Source organism: Streptomyces sp. TOM-9 (genome assembly GCF_056858595.1).
Genome location: NZ_JBXEQB010000001.1, coordinates 5,149,362 through 5,172,500 on the forward strand (window position 1 = coordinate 5,149,362; position 23,139 = coordinate 5,172,500).

The 23,139-nt window shown below is 73.5% G+C and carries 16 protein-coding genes; 10 read left to right on the plus strand and 6 right to left on the minus strand.

What is annotated here, in order from left to right; all coding sequences use genetic code 11:
* The first annotated feature begins 133 nt into the window (after positions 1-133).
* Positions 134-700: a small secreted protein gene (locus AC1VWI_RS23980; protein WP_499513076.1), complete on the plus strand. Its 567-nt coding sequence runs from the start codon at positions 134-136 to the stop codon at positions 698-700.
* Between the two features lie 56 nt (positions 701-756).
* The gene (locus AC1VWI_RS23985) at positions 757-2,274 is read left to right on the plus strand and encodes a DUF7059 domain-containing protein (protein ID WP_499513077.1); all 1,518 of its coding nucleotides are present in this window, start codon (positions 757-759) and stop codon (positions 2,272-2,274) included.
* A 67-nt stretch (positions 2,275-2,341) separates the two neighbouring features.
* On the opposite strand, the gene AC1VWI_RS23990 is transcribed toward AC1VWI_RS23985, so the two are convergent.
* The 3 genes from AC1VWI_RS23990 to AC1VWI_RS24000 all read right to left on the minus strand — a co-directional run bounded on the left by AC1VWI_RS23990 (position 2,342) and on the right by AC1VWI_RS24000 (position 3,575).
* Complete coding sequence (locus AC1VWI_RS23990) at positions 2,342-2,605, minus strand: TM2 domain-containing protein (RefSeq protein ID WP_499513078.1); 264 nt, start codon at positions 2,603-2,605, stop codon at positions 2,342-2,344.
* Between the two features lie 155 nt (positions 2,606-2,760).
* Positions 2,761-3,171: a DUF2752 domain-containing protein gene (locus AC1VWI_RS23995; RefSeq protein ID WP_499513079.1), complete on the minus strand. Its 411-nt coding sequence runs from the start codon at positions 3,169-3,171 to the stop codon at positions 2,761-2,763.
* 5 nt (positions 3,172-3,176) lie between these two features.
* Complete coding sequence (locus AC1VWI_RS24000) at positions 3,177-3,575, minus strand: TM2 domain-containing protein (protein WP_499513080.1); 399 nt, start codon at positions 3,573-3,575, stop codon at positions 3,177-3,179.
* A 281-nt stretch (positions 3,576-3,856) separates the two neighbouring features.
* On the opposite strand from AC1VWI_RS24000, the gene AC1VWI_RS24005 reads away from it, so the two are divergent.
* The 5 genes from AC1VWI_RS24005 (at position 3,857) to AC1VWI_RS24025 (ending at position 14,881) form a co-directional block, all read left to right on the plus strand.
* On the plus strand, positions 3,857-4,051 hold the full coding sequence (locus AC1VWI_RS24005) for a hypothetical protein (RefSeq protein WP_499513081.1): 195 nt from the start codon (positions 3,857-3,859) through the stop codon (positions 4,049-4,051).
* Between the two features lie 161 nt (positions 4,052-4,212).
* Positions 4,213-7,089, plus strand: a complete 2,877-nt coding sequence (gene topA / locus AC1VWI_RS24010) for a type I DNA topoisomerase (protein ID WP_499513082.1) — start codon at positions 4,213-4,215, stop codon at positions 7,087-7,089.
* Positions 7,090-7,168: 79 nt separating this feature from the next.
* On the plus strand, positions 7,169-10,201 hold the full coding sequence (gene tmk / locus AC1VWI_RS24015; protein ID WP_499513083.1) for a dTMP kinase: 3,033 nt from the start codon (positions 7,169-7,171) through the stop codon (positions 10,199-10,201).
* A gap of 660 nt (positions 10,202-10,861) precedes the next feature.
* Positions 10,862-14,101 (plus strand): ATP-binding protein, encoded by a 3,240-nt coding sequence (locus AC1VWI_RS24020; protein ID WP_499513084.1) that lies wholly within the window; start codon positions 10,862-10,864, stop codon positions 14,099-14,101.
* Between the two features lie 81 nt (positions 14,102-14,182).
* Positions 14,183-14,881: a DsbA family oxidoreductase gene (locus tag AC1VWI_RS24025; RefSeq protein WP_499513085.1), complete on the plus strand. Its 699-nt coding sequence runs from the start codon at positions 14,183-14,185 to the stop codon at positions 14,879-14,881.
* A 24-nt stretch (positions 14,882-14,905) separates the two neighbouring features.
* Here the strand turns inward: AC1VWI_RS24025 and AC1VWI_RS24030 are convergent, their stop codons facing one another.
* The gene (locus tag AC1VWI_RS24030; RefSeq protein WP_499513086.1) at positions 14,906-16,771 is read right to left on the minus strand and encodes a sigma-70 family RNA polymerase sigma factor; all 1,866 of its coding nucleotides are present in this window, start codon (positions 16,769-16,771) and stop codon (positions 14,906-14,908) included.
* 110 nt (positions 16,772-16,881) lie between these two features.
* Positions 16,882-17,580: a TetR/AcrR family transcriptional regulator gene (locus AC1VWI_RS24035; protein ID WP_499513087.1), complete on the minus strand. Its 699-nt coding sequence runs from the start codon at positions 17,578-17,580 to the stop codon at positions 16,882-16,884.
* A gap of 295 nt (positions 17,581-17,875) precedes the next feature.
* Between AC1VWI_RS24035 and AC1VWI_RS24040 the strand changes: the two genes are divergently transcribed.
* Together AC1VWI_RS24040 and AC1VWI_RS24045 are read left to right on the plus strand one after the other, a co-directional pair.
* Entirely contained in the window at positions 17,876-19,255 is a 1,380-nt protein-coding gene (locus AC1VWI_RS24040; protein ID WP_499513088.1) for an NAD(P)/FAD-dependent oxidoreductase, read from the plus strand.
* Positions 19,256-19,372: 117 nt separating this feature from the next.
* A complete protein-coding gene (locus AC1VWI_RS24045) occupies positions 19,373-21,022 on the plus strand; it encodes an ATP-binding SpoIIE family protein phosphatase (protein ID WP_499513089.1) in 1,650 nt (549 codons plus the stop codon).
* Between the two features lie 7 nt (positions 21,023-21,029).
* Here the strand turns inward: AC1VWI_RS24045 and AC1VWI_RS24050 are convergent, their stop codons facing one another.
* Positions 21,030-22,277 carry an MFS transporter gene (locus AC1VWI_RS24050; RefSeq protein ID WP_499513090.1) on the minus strand — a complete coding sequence of 416 codons (1,248 nt, stop codon included), beginning with the start codon at positions 22,275-22,277 and terminating at the stop codon, positions 21,030-21,032.
* A 116-nt stretch (positions 22,278-22,393) separates the two neighbouring features.
* Here AC1VWI_RS24050 and AC1VWI_RS24055 point away from each other — a divergent pair, with 116 nt between their 5' ends.
* Positions 22,394-22,957: a MarR family winged helix-turn-helix transcriptional regulator gene (locus AC1VWI_RS24055; RefSeq protein ID WP_499513091.1), complete on the plus strand. Its 564-nt coding sequence runs from the start codon at positions 22,394-22,396 to the stop codon at positions 22,955-22,957.
* Positions 22,958-23,139: the final 182 nt, after the last annotated feature.

A 23,139-nucleotide genomic window follows, 5' to 3' on the forward strand; every position in this document is an offset into this window, starting at 1 on the left:
CTCCGGGGTGGCGCCCGCCGCCCGCGGGCACGTCAGATGCATCACCCTCTTCTTGGTTCATAAGGGGCAATAGTGGGCGTATCGAGTGGAAGCGATGTGGCCCGCGGACAGGAGCCGTGTAGGTTCCGGGGCCGTGAACACCAAACTCGCGGCTGCGCTGTCCGTCACGGCTGTGATCCTCGCGACGGGGTCGCTGTCGGGATGCGGCGACGGCGGTAACGAAAAGCTCGACGCCTGGGCGAAGACGGTCTGCGACCAGGCTTCCGCCCAGGTCAAGAAGATCAACGACGCGAACACCCACATCAGCAACACCCCGAGCAACGCCAAGCCGCAGGACGTCCGGAGTGCCGACTCCACGGCGTTCGGGCAGATCTCGGAGGCCTACAAGGCGCTCGCCGGGATCGTCGGCAAGGCCGGCGACCCGCCGGTCGACGACGGCACCAAGCTCAAGCAGGACGCGGTCAACGACCTCAACTCGCTGTCCACCGCCTACGCGAACCTGCGCAAGCAGGTCGACGCGCTGCCCGTCTCCGACCAGGCGAAGTTCGCCGACGGGCTGAAGGGCGTCTCCGACAACCTGGCCAAGGTGAGCAAGAGCGGCGAGCAGGCGCTCGACACGCTGCGCCAGGGCGAGGTCGGCCGGGCCATGGCGAAGCAGCCCGGCTGCCAGGACTCCGGCGCGAAGCCCTCGAAGTCCTGACCGTCCGAGGGCGGGTGGGGCCCGCCGGGCGCCCCGTCGCGGGTGACAATGGCAGCGTGAGTACGCAGCCGCCCCCGCAGCCCCTGCCCGCCCCCGACCGCGCCGACCGCCTCCGCGACGCGCTGCGCGCCGCGGCCTTCACGGCCGACGGCTGCCTCGACCTGCTCGGGGGGACCGCCTACGCGGCGCTCTCGCGGGCGGAGACCGTACCCGCCCTGCGTGCCACCCGCGGCGGCAGCCCGCTGGAGAGCCTGGTGCGGCTCTTCCTGCTGCAGCAGCCGGTCCCGTACGCCCGGCTGCGCGACGTGCTGCCCCTCGACGCGGCCCTCGAGGACGGCTGGCTCGTCCGCGACGGCGACGAGGTGCGCGCCACGGTGGACGTCCGCCCCTACGGGGGCGACGGCGGCGAGGACTGGTACATCGTCTCCGACCTCGGCTGCGCGGTGGGCGGCGCCAACGGCATCCGCACGACGCCCGGCGTGGACCGCGCGGACCTGGTGCTCGGCGTCGGCGGTGCGTCGACCACGCTCGCCGGGATCACCGTCCGCACGCCCGTGGCCCGGGCGCTGGACCTCGGCACCGGCTCCGGCATCCAGGCGCTGCACGCCTCCCGGCACGCCACCCGGGTCACCGCGACCGACCTCAACCCCCGCGCCCTGCACTTCACGCGGCTCACCCTCGCCCTGTCGGGCGCGCCCGAGCCGGACGTCCGGCAGGGCAGCCTCTTCGAGCCGGTCGGCGGCGAGCGCTACGACCTGATCGTGTCCAACCCGCCGTTCGTCATCTCCCCGGGCAGCCGCTTCACCTACCGCGACGGCGGCATGGCCGGCGACGACCTGTGCCGGACCGTCGTCCGGCAGGCCGCCGACCACCTCACCGAGGGCGGGCACCTCCAACTGCTCGCCAACTGGGAGCACACCGAGGGCGAGGACTGGCGGGACCGCGTCTCCGCCTGGGTGCCCGCCGGCTGCGACGCGTGGATCGTGCAGCGCGAGGTGCAGGACGTCACGCAGTACGCGGAGCTGTGGCTGCGCGACGGCGGTGACCACCTGGCCGGGCCCGAGGCGTACGCCGCCCGCTACGACGCGTGGCTGGACGCCTTCGAGCAGCGCAAGACCAAGGCCGTGGGCTTCGGCTGGATCACCGTGCGCAGGACCGGCTCCGACCGTCCCGTCGTCACCGCCGAGGAGTGGCCGCACCCGGTCGAGCAGCCGCTCGGGCCGCACATCGCGGCCTGGTTCGGCCGCCAGGACTTCCTGCGGGCCCACGACGACGCGGCGCTGCTCGACGAGCGCTTCAGGCTGGCGGACGAGGTGGTGCAGGAGCAGGTGGGCCTGCCCGGCGCGGAGGACCCGGAGCACGTCGTCCTGCGGGCGAACCGCGGCATGCGGCGTGCGACGAGGGTGGACACGGTCGGCGCGGGCTTCGCGGGCGTCTGCGACGGGACGCTGACGGCCGGTCGGATCCTGGACGCCATCGCCCAGTTGCTGGGCGAGGACCCGGTGGTGCTGCGGGACCGTACGCCGGAGGCGATCCGGCTGCTGGTGGAGCAGGGCTTCATCGAGCCGGTGTGAGCGGGAACGCGGCGGCCCGCCTCCGCAGCGGAGAGCGGAGGCGGGCCGTCGGGGTGCGTCGCGGGGATCAGCCCTGCAGGACGCGGCCCTTGGAGTCCGTGCGGTCCTTGCTGGTGAAGAAGAGGATCGCGTCGATCAGGGCCCAGAAGCCGAGGCCGCCGCAGGTCAGGAGCTGGGCGATGGCCATGCCGGTGTGGCCGGTGTAGAAGCGTCCGATGCCCAGGCCGCCCAGGAAGAGCTGCAGAAGACCAGCGGTGATCTTCGACTTGTCGGACAGCGGACGGCCGGCCGCGTCGTAGCCGTGCGGGGCGTCAGTGGTGGGCGTGGCCATGGGGGTCGCTCCTTGCGCGAATGGGGACGAACAGGCAGGAGCGCGCGTTTCCTCAGGATCCGGCCCCCCGCCTCGGATGGCCACATATTTACATCAGATGATTGACATCCGTCCCGATGATGAACAGCCGTCACGGAACTGTGATCACCGCGTTGTCAAACCGCGTTGCGTACGACGGCCCAGGCCACGGCGATCCCCAGGACCGCCATCTGCGCACGTCGTCCGAGCGTGGGGCGGTAGGAACGGCCGCGCAGCCCCTCCGTCACCCACCGCGCGTACAGATAGAGGGGAAAGGGGCTCGCCAGGAGCAGCAGCGCGTTGTCATGGAAGGCGGCCGACAGGTCGCCGTGCATCAGGTCGTAGACCATGCGGGTCGCGCCGCAGGCGGGACAGAGCAGCCCCGTCAGGAAGTTGAAGGGGCATCGGGGCAGCCAGTGCCCCTCCTGGTGCGGGTCGGTGCCCCACAGGTAGGCGGCGCCCGCCGCGCCCGCGACGAGCGACGCCACGGGGGCCGTGGCCGGTCGTCCGGCCACGGCCCTGAGGCGGTTCCAGGTCACGGAGGTCATCGTCCTCAGCTGCGCAGGATCCGGCCCTGGGAGTCGGTGCGGTCGTTGCTCGTGAGGAAGAGGATGCCGTCGATCAGCGCCCAGATGCCGAAGCCGCCGCAGGTGAGGAGCTGCGCGATGCCGATGCCGATGTCGCCCACGTAGAAGCGGCCGATGCCCAGGCCGCCCACCAGCAGCTGCAGCACGCCGGCCACGACCTTGGACTTGTCCGACAGCGGGCGGCCGTACATGTCGTAGCCGTACGGGGCGTTGGGGTCGCCGGTGTAGGCGCCCTGCGGGTATCCCTGCTGCGGGTAGCCGTAGCCGGGCTGCTGGCCGTAGCCGCCGGGGCCGGCCGGGGGCTGCTGCGGGTAGCCGTAACCGTCCGGCGCGGGCTGGCCGTACGGGTTGTTCGGGTCGGACATCGTGGGACTCCCCCTGAGAGAACGTTCGGTGTGTCCGGACATCTTGTCAGGCGAGTCAAGGCGGTCAGGGGCGAGGAGGGCGGCCTGGGGGAAGGGGGGACGGCGAGCGGGGAGGGGCCGTGTCCGGGCCCGGTGGAACCGGGCGGGAGCGAAAGGATCCGGCCACGCCCTTTCGGGCGCAGTTCACCGTGGGTTCTTCCGGTTGTCGCCCCGGCGTGCCACTCTCCGTGGCTGCGGGGGCGTCGGTCGTGGAGCACGAGAGGGACCTGGGGGACATGTACATGGAAACCGCGCCAGGGATCTTCGCCGGGACGGTGTTCGCGGTATTCGGGGCAGCCCTCCTGGCCTGGACCGTCACCCGGTCGCTGCGGCACCTGCCGGTGCTCCAGGGAGGGGGCCCGGCGTCCGCCGCCGTGGCAGGTTTCTTCGGGGTCGTTTCGCTTCTTGTCGGGGTCTGGCTGTTCCTGATCCCCTGAGCTGGGCAAATCGGACATGGACGGCAGTCCGTGCGGCAGACAGGACGCTTGTCGGGTTACCGTTCGAGTGGCGTTGCGGACTTTTCCCGTTTGACACGGGACCGGGATGTACGGTCACACTCCGCAGCGAGACCACCTTCGACCCGGAGAGAAGAGCGAAGTTGTCCCCGACCCGCGAGACCGCACAGGGCAGCGGCCGCCGACTCGTGATCGTCGAGTCGCCTGCCAAGGCGAAGACGATCAAGGGCTACCTCGGCCCCGGCTATGTCGTCGAGGCCAGCGTCGGGCACATCCGCGACCTCCCGAACGGGGCCGCCGAAGTGCCGGCGGAGTACAAGGGCCAGCCGTGGGCGCGGCTCGGCGTCAACGTCGACAGCGAGTTCCAGCCGATCTACGTCGTCAACGCGGACAAGAAGGCCCAGGTCAAGAAGCTGAAGGACCTGCTCAAGGAGTCCGACGAGCTCCTGCTCGCCACCGATGAGGACCGCGAGGGCGAGGCCATCGCCTGGCACCTGCAGGAGGTCCTCAAGCCCAAGGTCCCGGTCCGCCGGATGGTCTTCCACGAGATCACCAAGGACGCCATCCAGGAAGCCGTCCGCAACCCGCGCGAGCTGAACCAGCCCCTCGTCGACGCCCAGGAGACCCGCCGCATCCTCGACCGCCTCTACGGCTACGAGGTCTCGCCGGTCCTGTGGAAGAAGGTCATGCCGCGCCTGTCGGCCGGCCGTGTCCAGTCCGTCGCCACCCGGCTCGTCGTCCAGCGCGAGCGTGAGCGCATCGCCTTCCGCTCCGCCGAGTACTGGGACCTGTCCGGGACCTTCGCCACCGGCCGGGCCGGTGACGCCACCGACCCGGGCACCTTCGGCGCCAAGCTCAGCGCCGTCGACGGCAAGCGCGTCGCGCAGGGTCGTGACTTCGGTGCGAACGGGCAGCTCAAGGACGGTGCCAACGTCCTCCACCTGGACGAGGCCGCCGCCCGTGCGCTCGCCGCCGCCCTGGAGGGCGCCGCCTTCTCCGTCCGCTCGGTCGAGTCCAAGCCGTACCGCCGCTCGCCGTACGCGCCCTTCCGCACCACGACCCTGCAGCAGGAGGCCAGCCGCAAGCTCGGCTTCGGTGCCAAGGCCACCATGCAGGTCGCCCAGAAGCTGTACGAGAACGGCTTCATCACCTACATGCGTACGGACTCCACCACGCTGTCGGAGACCGCGATCACCGCCGCCCGGGCCCAGGTCACCCAGCTCTACGGCGCCGATTACCTGCCGGACAAGCCCCGCGTCTACGCGGGCAAGGTCAAGAACGCCCAGGAGGCGCACGAGGCGATCCGCCCCTCGGGTGATCGTTTCCGCACCCCGGCCGAGACCGGCCTGACCGGCGACCAGTACCGCCTGTACGAGCTGATCTGGATGCGCACCGTCGCCTCCCAGATGAAGGACGCGGTCGGCCAGTCCGTCACCGTCAAGGTCGGCGGTCGCGCCGCCGACGGCCGGGACGCCGAGTTCTCCGCCTCCGGCAAGATCATCACCTTCCACGGCTTCATGAAGGCCTACGTCGAGGGCGCCGACGACCCCAACGCCGAGCTCGACAGCAGCGAGCGCCGGCTGCCCGCCGTCACCGAGGGCGACGCCCTCACCGCGCGGGACGTCACCGCCGACGGCCACGCCACCAAGCCGCCCGCCCGCTACACCGAGGCCTCGCTGGTCAAGGAGCTGGAAGAGCGCGAGATCGGACGTCCGTCGACGTACGCCTCGATCATCGGCACCATCCTCGACCGCGGCTACGTCTTCAAGAAGGGCACGGCCCTGGTGCCGTCCTTCCTCTCCTTCGCCGTCGTCGGCCTGCTGGAGAAGCACTTCGGCCGGCTCGTCGACTACGACTTCACAGCGCGGATGGAGGACGACCTCGACCGCATCGCCCGCGGCGAGGCACAGGCGGTGCCGTGGCTGCGCCGCTTCTACTTCGGCGAGGGCGACACCCCCGTCGGCGGTGCCGCGGACGCGGGCAACGGCGACGGCGACCACCTCGGCGGCCTGAAGGAACTCGTCGAGGACCTCGGCGCCATCGACGCCCGCGAAGTCTCCTCGTTCCCCGTCGGCAACGGCATCGTGCTGCGCGTCGGCCGCTACGGCCCGTACGTGGAGAAGGCCGCCGAGACCGAGGGCGAGACCGGGCAGCGTGCCGACGTCCCCGACGACATGCCGCCGGACGAGCTGACCGTCGAGCTCGCCGAGGAGCTGCTGGCCAAGCCCAGCGGCGACTTCGAGCTGGGCGCCGACCCGGAGACCGGCCGCCAGATCGTGGCCAAGGACGGCCGCTACGGGCCGTACGTCACCGAGATCCTGCCCGAGGGCACCCCGAAGACCGGCAAGAACGCGGTCAAGCCGCGCACCGCCTCCCTCTTCAAGTCGATGACCCTCGACACGGTGACGCTGGAGGACGCGCTCAAGCTGATGTCGCTGCCGCGCGTCGTCGGCGCCGACGCCGAGGGCGTCGAGATCACCGCGCAGAACGGCCGCTACGGCCCGTACCTGAAGAAGGGGACCGACTCGCGCTCCCTGGAGACCGAGGACCAGCTCTTCACGATCACCCTCGACCAGGCCCTGGCGATCTACGCCCAGCCGAAGGTGCGCGGCCGCGCCGCGGCCAAGCCCCCGCTGAAGGAACTGGGCACCGACCCGGTCAGCGAGCGCCCCGTTGTCGTCAAGGACGGCCGCTTCGGCCCGTACGTCACCGACGGCGAGACCAACGCCACACTGCGCCGTGACGACGACGTCGAGACGATCACGCCCGAGCGCGGCTACGAGCTGCTCGCCGAGAAGCGGGCCAAGGCCCCCGCCAAGAAGACGGTGAAGAAGACGGCGGCCAAGAAGGCCCCGGCGAAGAAGGCGACCGCGACCAAGACGGCGGCGAAGAAGACGGCCGCCAAGACCACCGCGGCGAAGAAGACCGCGGCGGCCAAGACGACCGCCAAGAAGACCGCCGCCAAGGCCACGACCACGGCGAAGAAGGCCGCCGCCGCGGCCGCCGAGCCCGCCGAGTAGTCCCCGCGGGGGCCGCACGGCAGGTGCGGTCCCGGCAGGCGCCCTCCGGGACGGCACCGTGTCCCGATAGGCTGGCGGAATGACGCGATCCGAGCAGCCAACGGACACGTTCGCCGACGAACTCGAGGCCGACTCGCGGCGACGCGCCGTGGGTGCCCTGCTGAAGATCCCTCCCCTGCGCAAGTTGTGGGGCGCTCAGCTGACCGGCACCGTCGGCGACCGGCTCGCCCTGCTGGTCCTGGTCGTCCTGACGGCGCAGGCCGCCGTCGGCGCCCAGGCCTTCGGCGGCGGATACCGCGGCGCGGCCTTCGCGGTCGCGGCCGTCTTCGGGGCGCGGGTCCTCGCCGCCCTGCTCTTCGGGGCCGTCCTGCTCGGACCGCTGGGCTCCCTCACCGGGCCCGGCGGCGTGCTGGACCGCCGGTGGACGATGATCGGCTCCGACGTCGTACGCCTCGCGCTGCTGATCGTCGCCCCGTTGTGGATCGACTGGGTGCCGGCCGACGCCGTCGCCTGGCTGCTGGTCACCGTCTTCGTCACCGGGGTGGCCGAGCGGCTGTGGACCGTCGCCAAGGACGGCGCCGCCCCCGGGCTGCTGCCCGCGCCCGTGCCGGGCGCAGGAACGGTACGTCCGCTGCCCGACCGCCTCGACGCGCTGCGCCGCCTCGACCAGCGCACCGGCTTCGTCGCCTTCCCGATCGCCGCCGCTGGCCTCGTCGTCGTCACGCTCGTCGGCAACCTGATCGGCCTCGGCGTCGACTGGTTCGGGCTGCACCAGGCCGCGCTCGCCTCCTACGTCGCCGCCGGGCTGTTCGCCGCCTCCGGCGCCGTCCTGTACCTGCTGGAGCTGCCGGGCGACCAGGCGACCCCGCTCCGCTCCCCGCTGCAGGGCCTGCGCAGCAACGACCGCGGGCGCACCGGCGCCGTACCGCTGCTCGTGCTCGGCACCACCACCGTCGCCGGTGCCATCGCCGCCGCCGTGGCGCTCGCCGTGCTGCACGCCGCCGACCTCGGCGGGGGCCCGGTCGGCTACGGGCTTCTGGTGCTGGCGCTCACCGCGGGCCCCGTGCTCGGCATCCGGATCGCCCCGCACACCTTCCCGGGGCTGTCCCGGCGCCGCCTGCTCGCCATCGCCATCGCCGTCACCGGTCTGGCCCTGCTGCTGACCGGCATCGTGCCCGACCCGACGACGGTGCTGCTGCTGGCGCTGCTCGCCGGCACCGCGGCCGGGATCACCGCCAACACCGGGCACGTCCTCATCGACCAGGAGACCGAGGAGTCCCGGCGGGCCCGCGCCACCGACCACCTGCACGCGGTCACGCGCCTGCTCATGGCGGTCGGCGCCGTCGGCGCCCCCCTGCTGGCCGGGGGCATCGGCCCGCACCGCGTCGTCAACGGGCACTTCACCTTCGACCACGGCGGCGCCGCCTACGCCCTCATGCTGATCGGCGCCCTGCTGCTGCCCGTCGCCGCGCTCGTCCTCGGCAAGACCGACGACCGCCAGGGCGTCCCCCTGCGCCGCGACCTGCGCGAGGCGCTGCGCGGCGGCGACCCCGAGCAGGCGCCCGCCCCCACCGGCTTCTTCATCGCCGTCGAGGGCGGCGACGGGGCCGGCAAGTCCACGCAGGTCGAGGCCCTCGCCGAGTGGATCCGCGGCAAGGGCCACGAGGTCGTCGTCACCCGCGAGCCGGGTGCCACGGCGGTCGGCAAGCGGCTCCGCTCGATCCTGCTCGACGTCTCCAGCGGCGGACTCTCCCACCGCGCCGAGGCCCTGCTGTACGCCGCCGACCGCGCCGAGCACGTCGACACCGTCGTACGCCCCGCGCTGGAGCGCGGCGCGGTCGTCGTCTCCGACCGCTACATCGACTCCTCCGTCGCCTACCAGGGCGCCGGGCGCGACCTCGCGCCGACCGAGATCGCCCGCATCTCGCGCTGGGCGACGGACGGTCTCGTCCCGCACCTGACCGTCCTGCTCGACGTCACCCCCGAGGCGGCCCGCGAGCGCTTCACCGAGGCGCCCGACCGGCTCGAGTCCGAGCCTGCGGAGTTCCACGACCGCGTGCGCTCCGGCTTCCTCACGCTCGCCGCGGCCGACCCCGCGCGCTACCTGGTCGTCGACGCGGCCCAGGAGCCCGAGGCCGTCACGACGGTGATACGGCACCGTCTCGACGAGATCCTCCCCCTGTCGGAGAAGGAGGTCGAGGCCCGCGAGGAGGCCCGCCGCCAGGCCGAGGAGGACGCCCGCAGGCGCGCCGAGGAGGAGGCGGCCCGCAAGGCCGAGGAGGAGCGGCTCGAACGCGAGCGCCAGGCCCAGCTGGACAAGCTCCGCGCGGAGGAGGAGGAACGCCGCCGCCTTGCCGAGGAGGCCGCCCGCCTCGAGGCCGAGGAGGCCGCCGCGGAGGAGGCCCGACGCCAGGCCGAGGAGGCCCGCAGGCAGGCGGAGGAGGAGCGCGCCCGCCGCGAGGCCGAGGAGCGCGTCCGCCGCGAGGAGCAGGAACGGCTGCGCCGCCAGGCCGAGGAGGAGGCCCGTCTCCGCGCCGAGGCCGAGGAACGCCGCCTGGAGCGCCAGCGCAAGGCCGAGGAGGCCCTGATGCGGGCCGAGCAGGCCCGCGTCGAGGCGGAGGACGCGGCGAAGACCGTGGAGACCCCGCGGCCGCCGGCCCCCTCGGCCGGGGCGGCCGACGCTGAGACCGCCGTGCTGCGCGCGGTGCCCGTCGACGACGCGACGGCGGTCCTGCCGCCGGTCAAGCCGGCCTTCCCGGACTTCACCAAGACCGCCGAGACGCCGCGGCCGCCGCGGCTCGCCGCGCCCACCGACGCGGAGGAGACGGCCGTTCTGCCCCCGGTCACCCCCGGCGCGGCGGACGACACGGCCGTCCTGCCGCCCGTCCCCTCAGCCGACCGTGTGCCGCCCGGCATCTTCCGGCCCGAGGAGCCGGCTGCGGTGCCGCGTGACCCGGAGAACGAGCGCACGCGCGAGATGCCGTCCGTCCCCGCGGAGGGGCGCCGCCCCCGGCCCCGCCCCTCATGGGCCGAGGAGACCCCCCTCGACGACCTCCCCTCCCTCGCGGACGAGCTCCTCGGCCCGCGCGACGAGGACGACGACCGCAACTAACCCCTCCGGGGGGCGTTCCGCATGCGGTGCCCCTTACGGCCGGGTGTTTGTGTGCGGGTGCGTTGCGCCTGCGGCGGGCAGTTTCCCCGCCTCCCGCCCGATTGCCCGGCGCGGTCAGTGCGGGCCAGCGCATCGTTGGCGTGGGGTCGGGGCCGCGCCGGCGCACTCCCCCAGCCTTCGGCCGGGGGGACCCCCACAGCGCTCGCGGTTTACGTCCACATCGTTCGGCGCCCGGGTCCGCCGCTCGTCTCCCCCAGCCTTCGGCCGGGGGGACCCCCACAGCGCTCGCGGTTTACGTCCACATCGTTCGGCGCCCGGGTCCGCCGCTCGTCTCCCCCAGCCTTCGGCCGGGGGCTGGGGGAGACGAGCGGTGGGCGCGGTGCCGATTGATGTGGGGCAGCGCCGCGAGTGCCGAGGTGGGGGTCCGCCCGGCGAAGGCTGGGGCGTACCCCGGCGCGGCACCGACCCCATACGTACGCAGCGAGGCGGTCACTGACCGCGCCGGGCAATCGGGCGGGAGGGTGGGGGATGCCCGCCGCAGGCGCAACGCACCCGCACACGAATGACGGGCCGTACCGCGAACCCCGGTCCGCGAAGCGCAACGCACCCGCACAAGGAAACGGCTTCGCCTCGCAGAGCCCGCACCGTAAGAATGGCCCCGTGCGGTACCTGATCCTCGGCGCCACGGAGGCGCGCAGCCCCACCGGCGCGCCCGTGCCCCTGGGCAGCGGCAAGCGGCTGCGGGCCCTGCTCGCCGCACTCGCGCTGCGCGCCCCGCACGCGGTGTCCACGGACGCCCTGATCGCCGAGGTGTGGGGCGGCGAGGGCGACGAGCCGCCCCAGGACGCCCCCGGCGCACTGCAGGCGCTCGTGTCGAGGCTGCGCCGCGCCCTCGGGTCCCAGGAGAACTCGATCGCCTCGGGCCCCGCCGGCTACCGCCTGGTCACGGCCACCCCGGACGACGTCGACCTCCACCTCTTCGAGCGCCTGGTACGCGAAGGCAGTGCCGCCCTCGACGCCGGTGACCCCGACGCCGCCGCGCAGACCCTGGAGGCCGCGCTCGCGCTGTGGCGCGGTCCCGCGCTGGCGGACCTGCCCGACCGGGGTTCCGCCGCCGCCCGGGCGGAGGACCTGCGGCTGACCGCGACGTACCGCCGCATCGAGGCGCGCCTGGCGCTCGGCCGCGCCGGCGAACTGCTGCCGCAGCTGCGCGGCCTAATCGCCGAGCACCCGCTGCACGAGCCGTTCCGGGCGCAGTTGATACGGGCGCTGCGCGCGACGGACCGCTCCGCCGACGCACTGGCCGCCTACGAGGACACCCGCCGGGCCCTCGCCGACCGCCTCGGCACCGACCCGGGCGCCGAACTCAAGGCCTTGTACGCCCAGTTGCTGTCAGGCGAACCGCAACCGCCGACCCCGACGGCCGCACCCGCCGGCCCGCCCCGCACCGGAAACCTGCGGGCCCGCCTCACCAGCTTCGTCGGCCGCGAGGCCGAACTGGGCGTGCTGCGCGCGAGCTTGACCGACGGCAGGCACCGCCTGGTGACGCTGACCGGCCCCGGGGGCTCCGGCAAGACGCGGTTGTCGCAGGAGGCCGCGGCCGCGGTGGCCGGGGCCTCCGCGTACCCGGACGGGGTGTGGCTGGCGGAGTTCGCCCCGCTGGACCGCCCCGCCGCCGTGCCGGACGCCGTGCTGAGCGCGATCGGACGCCGTGACACGGCCGTGCTGGCCGCCGCCCGCGAGGTGCGCAGTGCGGGCCAGGAGGCCGACCCGGCCGCCCGGCTCCTGGAGCACTGCGCGCAGCGCCGCATGCTGCTGGTGCTCGACAACTGCGAGCACGTCATCGACGCCGCGGCCGCCCTCACCGACCAGTTGCTCGCCGCCTGCCCCGGGGTGACCGTGCTCGCCACGAGCCGCGAGCCGCTGGGCCTGCAGGGCGAGACGGTACGCCCGGTCGAGCCGCTGCCGTTGCCGACCGCGCACCGGCTGTTCGTGGAGCGCGCGGCAGCCGTGCGTCCCGGGTTCGACGCGGACCTCGACCACGCGGCGGCGGTGGACGAGATCTGCCGCCGCCTGGACGGGCTGCCGCTGGCCATCGAGCTGGCCGCCGCGCGGCTGCGGGTGCTCACCCCGCGGCAGATCGCGTCCCGCCTCGACGACCGTTTCCGGCTGCTGACCGGCGGCAGCCGCACCGCCCTGCCCCGCCAGCAGACGCTGCGCGCGGTCGTCGACTGGAGCTGGGACCTGCTCGGCGAGGCGGAACGCACGACGCTGCGCCGGCTGAGCGTCTTCGCCGGCGGCTGCACGCTGCAGGCGGCGGAGGCCGTGTGCGGGGAGGAGGCGCTGGAGCTGGTCGGCCAGCTCGTGGACAAGTCCCTGGTCGTGGTCGAACACGGCGCGGAGGAGGTGCGCTACCGGCTGCTGGAGACGATCCACGAGTACGCCGCCGAGCGCGCCGCCGGTGATCCCGCCGACCTGGCGGAGGCGGCCCGCCGGCACACCGCGTACTTCGCGGACTTCGCCCGCACCGCGGACTCCGGCCTGCGCGGCCCCGAGCAGTTGGTCTGGGCGGCCCGTGTGGAGGCGGACCTGGACAACGTACGGGCCGTGCTGCGCCGGACGATCGACGCGGGGGACGAGGCCGAGGGGATCGAACTGGCCCTGGCCATGGGCTGGTTCTGGTGGCTGCGCAACTTCCGCGACGAGGCGCGGGAGTGGCTCGCCCGGCTCATCGCGCTCGCCGAACTCCCCGACGATCCCGGCGCCCCGGGCTTCTGGTCGCGCATGAACCTGCGGCTGCTCCACCTCTTCGTGGTCAGCGACACCACGCCCCGCGAGGAGATGCAGAGCCGGGAGATGCTGGCGCTGGCCTCGCGGATCGTCGAGGTGTACAGCGTGCCGGGCCCGCACTCGGCGCGCTTCCCCGGCATGCTGTGGCCGTTCTGCGACTACGTCGTGGGCCGCCACGAGGCGATCCGGGAGCACGCGGACACGATGGTGGCCACCTGCCGTGCGTACGGCGGCGCGTGGGAACTGGCGGCGGCGCTGATGTTCCGTACGCACATCACGATCGACCTCCCCGGCGGCCTCCCCCGGGCCGACGCGGACTGGCCGGAGCTGCTGGAACTCAGCGAACGGCTCGGCGACCGCTGGATGCGCGCCCAGGTCTGCGAGGCCGGTGCCGAGATGGCGCTGGCGTACGGCGACTACGCGGCGGCGCGGGCGGACCTGGAGGAGGCCCTGCGGCTCGGCGGTGAACTGGGCGCGCACGTGGAGGGCATCTTCGTCCGTTCCCGCATGGGCGAGGTGGCCCACCGCGAGGGCGACGACGCCCGCGCCGAGGAGCTGCTGCGCCAGGCCGCCGAGGAAGCCCAGCAGTACGGGGTGTGGGACGCCCGCGCGTACATCCGTGCGCTGCTGGCGACGATCGTGCTGCGTCGGGGCGAGCTCCGGGAGGCCCGGGAACTGGTCGACCTCGCGCACGGCGAGGGCCGTGTGGGCACGCCCCCACCGGACTTCGAGCTGCTCGTGGCGAGCCTTTCGGCCCGGGTGTCCGCCGCCGAGGGCGACACGGCGGGTGCCCTGGCCGGCCTCGCGGAGGCGCTGCGCGCGGGACTCGACGGCTTCTGCGCCGAACCGCGTCTGGCGGCGGTGGCCGAGTACGCCGCCGAGGTGCTGGTGGCCCTCGGCGATCCCGTACGGGCCGCCCGGCTGCACGGTGCGGCCGACGGCCTGCGCGCGGGCCTGCCGCGCCCGGTACCGGAGGAGGAGGGGGTGCGCGCGGCGGAGGCGGCGGCCCGCGCGGCCCTGGGGGACGAGCCGTACGAGCGGGCCCGCACCGCGGGCCACGGGCTGGGCGGCGACGGTGCCCACGCGCTGCTGACCGAGGTGATCGTCTAGGGGAATGGCCGGGGGCGGGCTCTTCGTTGCAGGCTTGAGGATTCAGAGGATTCAACTGACGGTTTCGGTGACGGAGAGAGCATGAAGGTCGAGATCTACAGCGACATCGCCTGTCCCTGGTGCTACGTCGGCAAGCGCCGCTTCGAGCGGGCGCTGGCCGCCTTCCCGCAGGCCGACCAGGTCGAGGTGGTCTACCGCCCCTTCCAGCTCGCCCCCGACAAGTCCGACACCCCTGAGCCCCACCGCGCCTACCTCGACGAGCGCTACGGCCCGCAGTCCGCGGCGATGGACGCCCGGGTGGCGGAGCTCGGCCGTGCCGAGGGCCTGGCCTTCGACTTCGACCGCGCCATCGAGAACAACACCCTGCTCGCCCACCGCCTGCTCTGGCACGCCCTGAACGCGTACGGCGCCAAGGAGCAGGCCGCGCTCAAGGACCGGCTGCTCGTGGCGCACTTCGCCGAGGGCGCCGACGTCGGAGACCGCGACACCCTGGCCGCCCTCGCCGCCGAGGCCGGGCTGGACCGCGACCGCGCGGCCGCCTTCCTCGCCTCCGACGAGGGCCTCGCGGAGGTGCTCGCCGAGATCGACGACGCCCGTGGCATCGGTGTGAACGCCATCCCGACCTTCGTCTTCGAGGGCAAGTGGGCCGTCCAGGGCGGCCAGGAGACCTCGACCTTCCTGCGCGTGCTGGAACAGGTCGCCCAGGAGACCGGCACCGTACCCGCCGCCCCCGCGGCGGACGCCTGCGCCGACGGCGCGTGCGAGGTCCCCGCCGGCTGAACCGGCGGGGAGCGGCGGCACGCCTCAGTCGCAGGTGATCCGCGACACCGCCCAGTCCGCGACGTTCACCAGGTGGAACCTGCGCGTCGGCTCGACCGTCAGCCGGATGCGGGCGTTGCCGGCGATCGGCACGTGCACCGGCACCCCCGGGTCACCGCCGCGCAGCACCTCGGAGCGCCACAGCCGCCCGTGGTCGCCGTGGACCGAGAAACGCGCCGCGCCGAAGCCCAGTGCGACGTCGTCGATGCCGACCACGGCGTCGAAGGCGGTGCAGGAGCGGTTGAGGTCGATGGTGACGGCGGACGGCGCACCGACCGTGATGCCGTCGGGGTAGTGCGTGCCGTCGATGCCCAGGCCCCAGCGCTGCCAGACCCAGTCGCCGAGGCGGATCGTGGGCCGGTCCGACCGGCCGAGGACGCCGTGCCCGAGCGCGCTCAGCCGGTAGACCACCGGCTCGGGCGCCTGGGTCGGCGTCGGTGTGGGCGTGGGCGTGGGCTCGGGGGTACGGCTGGGGGACGGCGCCGGGGGCTCGCTGGGTGTGGGCGCGGGCTCCTCGACGGGGCGCGCCGGAGGCGTCGGGGTCGGGGTGACGGCCCGTACGGGAGCCTGGACGGACGGCGTCGGGCTCGGCGCCGGGGAGCGCCGCGAGGGCGAAGGGGTCGGTGTGGGGGCCGGGGCCGGTACGACCGGCGCGGCCGAGGGCTTGCTCTCCGCCTGCGGCGGGGGTGTGCTGTCGTTCCCGGTCAGGGCGATCGCCACCACGGCACCGGCCGCCGCGAGCGCCAGCCCCGCGGCAACGGTGATCTTCACCGGTGCGGCGGCCCCTTCGGCGGCCGCCGCACCACCGGCACCCGCCGCCGCGCCACCGCCCGAAGCGCCGCCCGACGCCGCGGCGGCCGCGGCACCAGCGCCGGCACCGGCCGCCGCACCGCCCGCGGCGATGCCCGCCGCCTTCGCCGCGTACGCCGCGCCGAACCAGCCGACGACCGCGACCGGCAGCAGCCCCTTGAGCGCCGCGTTCACGTCCGCCAGCTCCGCTGCCGCGAGGCGGCACTTGGCGCATTCCTCCAGGTGCTTGCGCAGCTCCCGGTCGGCCCGCATCCGCAGACCGCCGCGGGCGTGCGCACCGAGCCGGTCCGCGTAGCGGGCACAGGCTCCCTCGGCGGTCAGCGAGGACGAGACGTGCGCCTGCAGGTAGGCCTGGCGCAGTCCCTCGCGGGCGCGGTGCGCCAGGACGGCCGTCGCGTTGGCCGTCAGGCCGAGCAACGGAGCGACCTTGCTGGGTGATTCCTCCTCGACCGCGGTGTGCCACAGCACCGCCTGCCAGCGCTCGGGGAGCGTACGGAAGGCCTGGATGGCCAGCGACCGTTCGGCCTCGTGCATCGCGCGCACGTCCGCACCCAGCTCCTGGGCGCCCTCGCCCGCCGCGGCACCGGCCGACGTGACCGCGAACACGGCGAAGTCGTCGACCAGTTGCTCCCGTTTGGCGGTGCTGCCCCACGACGCGGCGACCCGCCGCACCGTGGTGAGCAGATAGGCCCGCACCGCGGCGTCCGGGCCGCTGCCGCCGCGGATCGCCTGCAGCGTGCGGGCGAAGACCTCGCCGGTCAGGTCCTCCGCGGTGTGCCGGTCACGGCAGCAGCCCCGTGCGTAGCGCCGCACGGCCGCCACGTGCCGCCGGTACAGCTCCTCGTACGCGCTGTCGTCGCCGCCGCGCACACGGGCGACCAGGTCGGCGTCGGACAGCTGCGCCCCGGGGGTGTCCGCGGCTTTGGGGAGGCGTTCCGCGAGCGGATCCCGCTGCCCGGGTACGCGGCCGGACGGCGGGTCCCCACCGGAGTCCGCCCCCGCCTCCGCGGGCGGACCGGACTCCCCGTTTCCTTCATCCACGGGCGTAAGAGTGGCACACCCGTACCGTCCGACGAGCTGTCAAGCACCAGAACCACCCGTCCGGGGAGTTTCACCCCCCGGACGCGGGTCATCACCTGAACGGGTCAGCCTCACGCCCCCGGACGGGACCGCAGCCCTTCCAGCAGGATGTCCAGCAACCGGCCCGAGGCGGCCGCCTGTTGGGCCGGGTCCGGCAGTGACGGCGCCGAGGTGGCGATGACCAGCAGCACGTCGGCCACCGACACGTCCGCGCGCAGTTCACCGGCCGCCCGCGCCCGCTCCACCAGCTGCCCGACGACGTCCAGCAGCGTGGCGACACCGGCGCCCGAGGCGACGTCCTCCCCCGCCCCGCGCTGCTGCGGCACGCGCGCCCCGTCCGGGGCACCGGCCGGCTGCACGTGCAGCACCTGCGGCGGCAGCAGCCGCCCGGCGCCGGAGGCCACCGACGTGCGCAGGAAGCGGGACAGCGCCGACCAGGCCTCCTCCTCCTGGCCCAGGGCCGCGCGCGCCTGTTCCGTCAGGCGTGCCGTCTCCTCCTCGGCTATGCGCCGCACCAGCACGTCCTTGCTGGGGAAGCGCCGGTAGACGGTGCCGACGCCCACCCGGGCCCGCCGCGCCACGTCCTCCATCGGCGCGCCGTACCCCAGCTCGCCGAAGACCTCGCGGGCGGCCCGCAGGACGTGCTCGAGGTTGCGTTGCGCGTCCACGCGCAGCGGCGACGTACGACTGCCGCCGACTCCCCGTACGACCGTGTCCGGATGACCGCTGACGGTCGCGGTCATCGCCCATTGAGGGTCCTGGATATGCATATGTGTATCCCCCGGTTAATCGCGTCTCCCCCCGGAGACTTCCCCACCCCATGATCGCCGGGAGACGGCGGACGACGCCGCACGGGCACCCCGGCCGGATACGAACATAGTTGAGCCCCGGTCAAGAATGAAGGGGGAGTCCACCCACGATCGGAGTACCACGGCCGCCGATTCTCCGTTCAGGCACTTCACACCGGTCGGCAACCCGCCCGTGACCTGCCGGAGAACAGGATTCGGCCATTCATTGCCGTACGCCCTGTGGACAAACCCCGATGGCCCATTGCCTCATGGGACGATGGCAGCACTCAAGGGGCCGTCCGGTGCGGCAGAAGAATCCGGGATCCCGCGCATCCTGGTCGTCGGCGGCGGTTATGTGGGCATGTACACCGCTTTGCGGCTGCAGCGCAGGCTGAAGCGCGACGAAGCGGAAATCGTCGTGGTCGAACCGCAGCCTTATATGACCTATCAGCCCTTCCTGCCCGAGGCGGCGGCCGGCTCCATCTCGCCGCGCCACGTCGTGGTGCCCCTGCGCCGGGTCCTGGACCGCTGCACGCTGGTCATCGGCGAGGCCCGGCGCATCGACCACGGCAAACGGGTCGCCACCCTCACCACCCTCGCCACCGAGGAGGAGGGCTCCGCCGCGCTGGAGCTGCCCTACGACCACCTGGTGCTGGCACCCGGCTCGGTCTCCCGCACCCTGCCGATCCCCGGCCTCGCCGAGCACGGCATCGGCTTCAAGACCGTCGAGGAGGCCATCGGGCTGCGCAACCACGTCCTGGAGCAGCTCGACATCGCCTCCTCCACCCGGGACGTCGAGGTCCGCGAGGCCGCCCTGACCTTCGTCTTCGTCGGCGCCGGCTACGCCGGCGTGGAGGCCCTGGGCGAGCTGGAGGACATGGCCCGCTACGCGGTGCGCTACTACCACAACGTCGAGGCCGACGACCTGAAGTGGATCCTGGTGGAGGCCACCGACCGCATCCTCCCCGAGGTCGGCGAGGAGATGGGCCGGTACGCCGTCCGCGAGCTGCGCGGCCGCAACGTCGACATCCGCCTGAACACCCGGCTGGAGTCCTGCGAGAACCGCATCGCCGCCCTCGACGACGGTTCCCGCCTCCCCACCCGCACCCTGGTGTGGACGGCCGGGGTCAAGCCGCACCCCGTGCTCTCCCGCTCCGACCTGCCGCTCAACGGGCGTGGCCGGATCAAGTGCACCGCGGACCTGCGGATCGCCGGCACCGAGGGCGCCTGGGCCGCGGGCGACGCCGCCGCCGTCCCGGACGTCACCTCCGACGACCCCGAGGCGCTCTGCGCGCCCAACGCCCAGCACGCCCTGCGCCAGGCCCGTGTCCTGGCCGACAACATCGTCGCGGCCCTGCGCGGCGAGCCGCTGACCGACTACCGTCACGAGTACGCGGGCTCGGTCGCCTCACTCGGCCTCCACAAGGGCGTGGCACAGGTCTACGGGCGCAAACTCAAGGGCTACCCTGCCTGGTTCATGCACCGCGCGTACCACCTCAGCCGGATGCCCACCTTCAACCGCAAGGCGCGCATCCTGGCCGAATGGGTCCTGTCCGGGCTCTTCAAACGGGAGATCGTCTCGCTCGGTTCGCTGGAGAACCCCCGCGCCGAGTTCGAGCTCGCCGCGGAGACCGGCCGCAAGCCCGACGCGCCCTGACCGCCAGTGCGGATGCGGTGGCCGATTCCCCCGGAGCGGTGGGTCGGCCACACTGGACCCCGTGACCAAGCGTGCGCCAGCACCTGCAAAGAGTGACAAATACGAGGAATCGGACGTTTGAACCTCACGCGTTGGAGCGCCCGGCTCCCCGGAACACAGCGACGCAATGCCCAGGCGGCGGCCGCCGGTGCCGAACCCCCGTCCGGCGGAGCGGTCCCCGCGGCGCGCGGCGAGGCCGCCGAGCACCCCGACGCGCCGGCGCACACCCTCGACGCGCTCCCCGTACGCGAGGTGCTGGGCCGGCTGCCCGCCCTCATCGCGGTCACGCACGGGCCCACGCACCACCTCGGGTACGTCAACGAGGCCTGGGCCGAGGTCTTCGGCCCCCGCACCGCAGGGCACCCGGCCCGCGAGTCCCTCCCCGAGCTCGCCGAGCTCGGTCTGCTCCCCCTGATGGACCAGGTCTTCCGCAGCGGCAAGCCCCGCACCGTCAAGGCCCGCAGGGTCGCCACCGCCACCCGGCAGGGCTACTTCACCCTCACCTGCAGCCCCGTCCCGGTGAAGGACGGCGGCGACACCGGCGGCGTCCTGGTCTTCGCCACCGACGTCACCGACCAGGTCCAGGCCGCCGAACGCCTCCGCGAGAGCGAGCGCCGCCTCCACGCGACCGCCGTCACCCTCCAGCGCAGCCTGCTCCCCCAGGAGCTCGAACAGCCCGACGACCTGCGCGTCGCCGCCACCTACCAGCCCGGCGGCACCGACGCCGCCGTCGGCGGCGACTGGTACGACGTCATCACCCTCGGCGCCGGCCGCACCGCCCTCGTCATCGGCGACGTGATGGGCCGCGGCGTGCGCGCCGCCGCCGTCATGGGGCAGCTGCGCACCGCCGTCCGCGCCTACGCCCGCCTCGACCTGCCCCCGCACGAGGTCATCCAGCTCCTCGACGGCCTCGCCGCCGAGATCGACGCCACGCAGATCGCCACCTGCGTCTACGCCGTCCACGACCCCAGCGAGGGACGGCTGGCGTACGCCTCCGCCGGCCATCTGCCGATCGTCGTCCGCGACGCCGACGGAACCGTCCGCCGCGCCGACGAACCCACCGGTCCGCCGCTGGGCACCGGCGGCTGGGTCCACACCTCCGGCTCCGTCCCCCTCGGGCCCGGTGCCACCGCCGTGCTCTACACCGACGGCCTCATCGAGCGCCGGGGCGAGGACATCGACGAGGGCGTCTCCGCCCTGATGAACGCCCTCGCCGGCGCCACCGGCAGCCCCCAGGTCATCTGCGACCGCCTGCTGCGCGCCCTCGGGGTCACCTCCGAGCACGCCGACGACGTCGCCGTGCTCGTCATGCAGTACCCGCAGCACGAGGGCAACGACTCCGAACTGTTCCGCAACGCCTCCCTGGAGCTGCTGGGCGGCATCGAGGCGGCCCCCCGTGCCCGCGCCTTCGCCCAGGGCGTGCTGACCTCGTGGCGCTTCCCCGTCGAACTCGTCGACCTCGGCGTCCTCGCCGCCAGCGAACTGGTCGCCAACTCGCTCCAGCACGGCGTCCCGCCCATGCGGCTACGGCTGCGACGCACCGACCGGCGCCTGATCATCGAGGTCACCGACGGCGACGACCACCTGCCGCGCCGCCGCCGCGCCGAACCGGCCGACGAAGCCGGCCGGGGCATCTCCATCATCGCCACCATCGCCTCCGCCTGGGGATCCCGGCGGACCCCCGGCGGCGGCAAGGCGGTGTGGTGCGAGTTCGCGCTCCCCACCTGAGGGAGGATCACGCCGCCAGCACGGGCTCGCGCAGCGGCGCGTCCTGCCCGACCGTGAGACGTCGGCCCAGCCGCACCGAGAGCACGCTGACCGCCAGCGAGCACGCGACCAGCATCACGATGTACTCGGCGTACATCCCGCTGCCCGCCATGAGCCCGCCGACCGCCGGGCCCACGGCCAGCGCCAACTGCTTCACCAGCGCGAACGCCGAGTTGTACTGGCCGACCATCCGCTCCGGCGCCATGTCGGCCACCAGCGGCGCGACCGTCGGCGACAGCATCGCCTCGCCGAGCCCGAACAGCGCGTACGTGCCGATCAGCATGGCCGTCGCGATCCCGTGCGCGGAGCCCGTGAGCCCGGCGAGACCGGCGACCACCCACGCCAGGGCCCACAGCAGACCGACCGCCGCGATCACCCGGCTGCGCCGCCGCCGCTCCACCGGCCGCAGGACGAGGAACTGCGCCACCACGATCGCCGCGGTGTTCGCCGCGAGGGCGATTCCCAGCGTCGCCGGCGACACCTTGGTCACCTCGACCGCGTACGCCGACAACCCCGACTCGAACTGCCCGTAGCAGGCGAAGAACAGAACCCCGCCCAGCACGCACAGGTGCACCATCGCCCGGTCGGCGAACAGCGCCCGCCAACCGCCGGCCGCCTTGTCCGTCGGCGCCGCCTCCATGCGCGCCGCCTTCGGCAGCCGCACGGAAGCCGCGACGACACCGAGGACCAGGAACATCGCGGCCTCGATCGAGAACAGCAGCGTGAAGGAGTCCGGCCGCGAGGTGTCGACCAGCAGCCCGCCCAGCAGGCCACCGACACCCAGCCCGAGGTTGCTCAGGAAGAACTGCGTCGCGAAGGCCCGCGACCGCGTCTTCGGCGTGGAGCACCACACGATGAGCGTGGCCAGCGCCGGCTGCATCACGGCGATGCCCGCGCCCATCACCGCGGACGCGGCGACCACCAGGGGCGCGCTCGAGGCGAGCCCGAAGCCCATGGAGCCCACCGCAGCCGCGAACGCACCCGTCAGCAGCACGGGCAGCGGGCCGCTCCGGTCGATCGTCCGACCGGTGAACGGCAGCACGGCGAGCGCGGCGACGGCGAACGCGGACAGCACGACACCCGCCGTGCCCGCTCCCAGTCCCCGCACCTGCGCCACGTAGACGAACAGGAACGGGACGGTGAAGCCGTTGCCGAACGCGCTCAGCGCGTTGCCCAGCTGGATCCGGCGCAGCGCGGCGCCCATCGCGGTGGTCACACTCACCCCTTAGGTCAGTAGTCCTCGAACTTGAAGACTTCAACTTTAAACTTCGAAGCTAAACAGTACATGCCGGAAGTCTTTAGGGCCAACGGGTTTCGTGGGACACTCCTGCCATGACGAGTGCAGCCGACGGCCCTGCCGGCACCCCGCAGGAGCTGGACCTCGATGAGCAGATCGCGATCTACCAGCGCGAATACCCCGAGGTGGACCCCCAGGTCGAGAAGATCGTCACGGCCCTGGGCAGGCTCAACCGCCGTATGAACGTGGGCTACAGCCGGCACCTGTCGGCCGTCGGCATCACCAGCGCCGAGTGGGAGGTCCTCAAGGCCCTTGTGGTCGTGGGCCGTCCGTACCGCCTCGGCCCCGGCGACCTGGCCAAGCGACTCGGCCTCACCCCGGCCGCCATGACCCACCGCATCGACCGCATGGTGGCGGAAGGTCTGGTCACCCGGGAGCGTGACGAGAGCAACCGCGTCCGCGTCATCGTGGAGCTCACCGACCTCGGCCGCAGCAAGTGGCTGGAGACGATGCGCATGGCCTCCGTCTTCGAGGCGGACCTCCTCCAGGACCTCGCCCTCGACGAACGCAACGTCCTGGGCGACCTCCTGACCCGCCTCCTCCGCCGCGTCGAGGCCGACCAGCCGGACGCCGGCGGCCGCCTGAGGGACCTGGACTGACCCGGCTGCCCTGGTTTGACAGACGTACGGGGGATCCGTAATGTTCTCCGAGTTGCCCGCCGGTGAACACCGACTCCGGTCGGTCCCCGGGCAGCCATTCCGCAGGACCCACCTCGATGAACGGCCTCGTGTCGTCTCGTTCGCGTGTGCGTTTTTCGGAATGAGGATCGACGGAATTGCTC

Bases quoted from the DNA above. Each gene is read 5' to 3' on its own strand.
- AC1VWI_RS23990 (WP_499513078.1), bottom strand. From the start codon at position 2,605: ATGGCCACGCCCACCACTGACGCCCCGCACGGCTACGACGCGGCCGGC.
- AC1VWI_RS23995 (WP_499513079.1), bottom strand. From the start codon at position 3,171: ATGACCTCCGTGACCTGGAACCGCCTCAGGGCCGTGGCCGGACGACCG.
- AC1VWI_RS24000 (WP_499513080.1), bottom strand. From the start codon at position 3,575: ATGTCCGACCCGAACAACCCGTACGGCCAGCCCGCGCCGGACGGTTAC.
- AC1VWI_RS24005 (WP_499513081.1), top strand. From the start codon at position 3,857: ATGGAAACCGCGCCAGGGATCTTCGCCGGGACGGTGTTCGCGGTATTC.
- tmk (WP_499513083.1), top strand. From the start codon at position 7,169: ATGACGCGATCCGAGCAGCCAACGGACACGTTCGCCGACGAACTCGAG.
- AC1VWI_RS24025 (WP_499513085.1), top strand. From the start codon at position 14,183: ATGAAGGTCGAGATCTACAGCGACATCGCCTGTCCCTGGTGCTACGTC.
- AC1VWI_RS24035 (WP_499513087.1), bottom strand. From the start codon at position 17,580: ATGCATATCCAGGACCCTCAATGGGCGATGACCGCGACCGTCAGCGGT.
- AC1VWI_RS24040 (WP_499513088.1), top strand. From the start codon at position 17,876: ATGGCAGCACTCAAGGGGCCGTCCGGTGCGGCAGAAGAATCCGGGATC.
- AC1VWI_RS24055 (WP_499513091.1), top strand. From the start codon at position 22,394: ATGACGAGTGCAGCCGACGGCCCTGCCGGCACCCCGCAGGAGCTGGAC.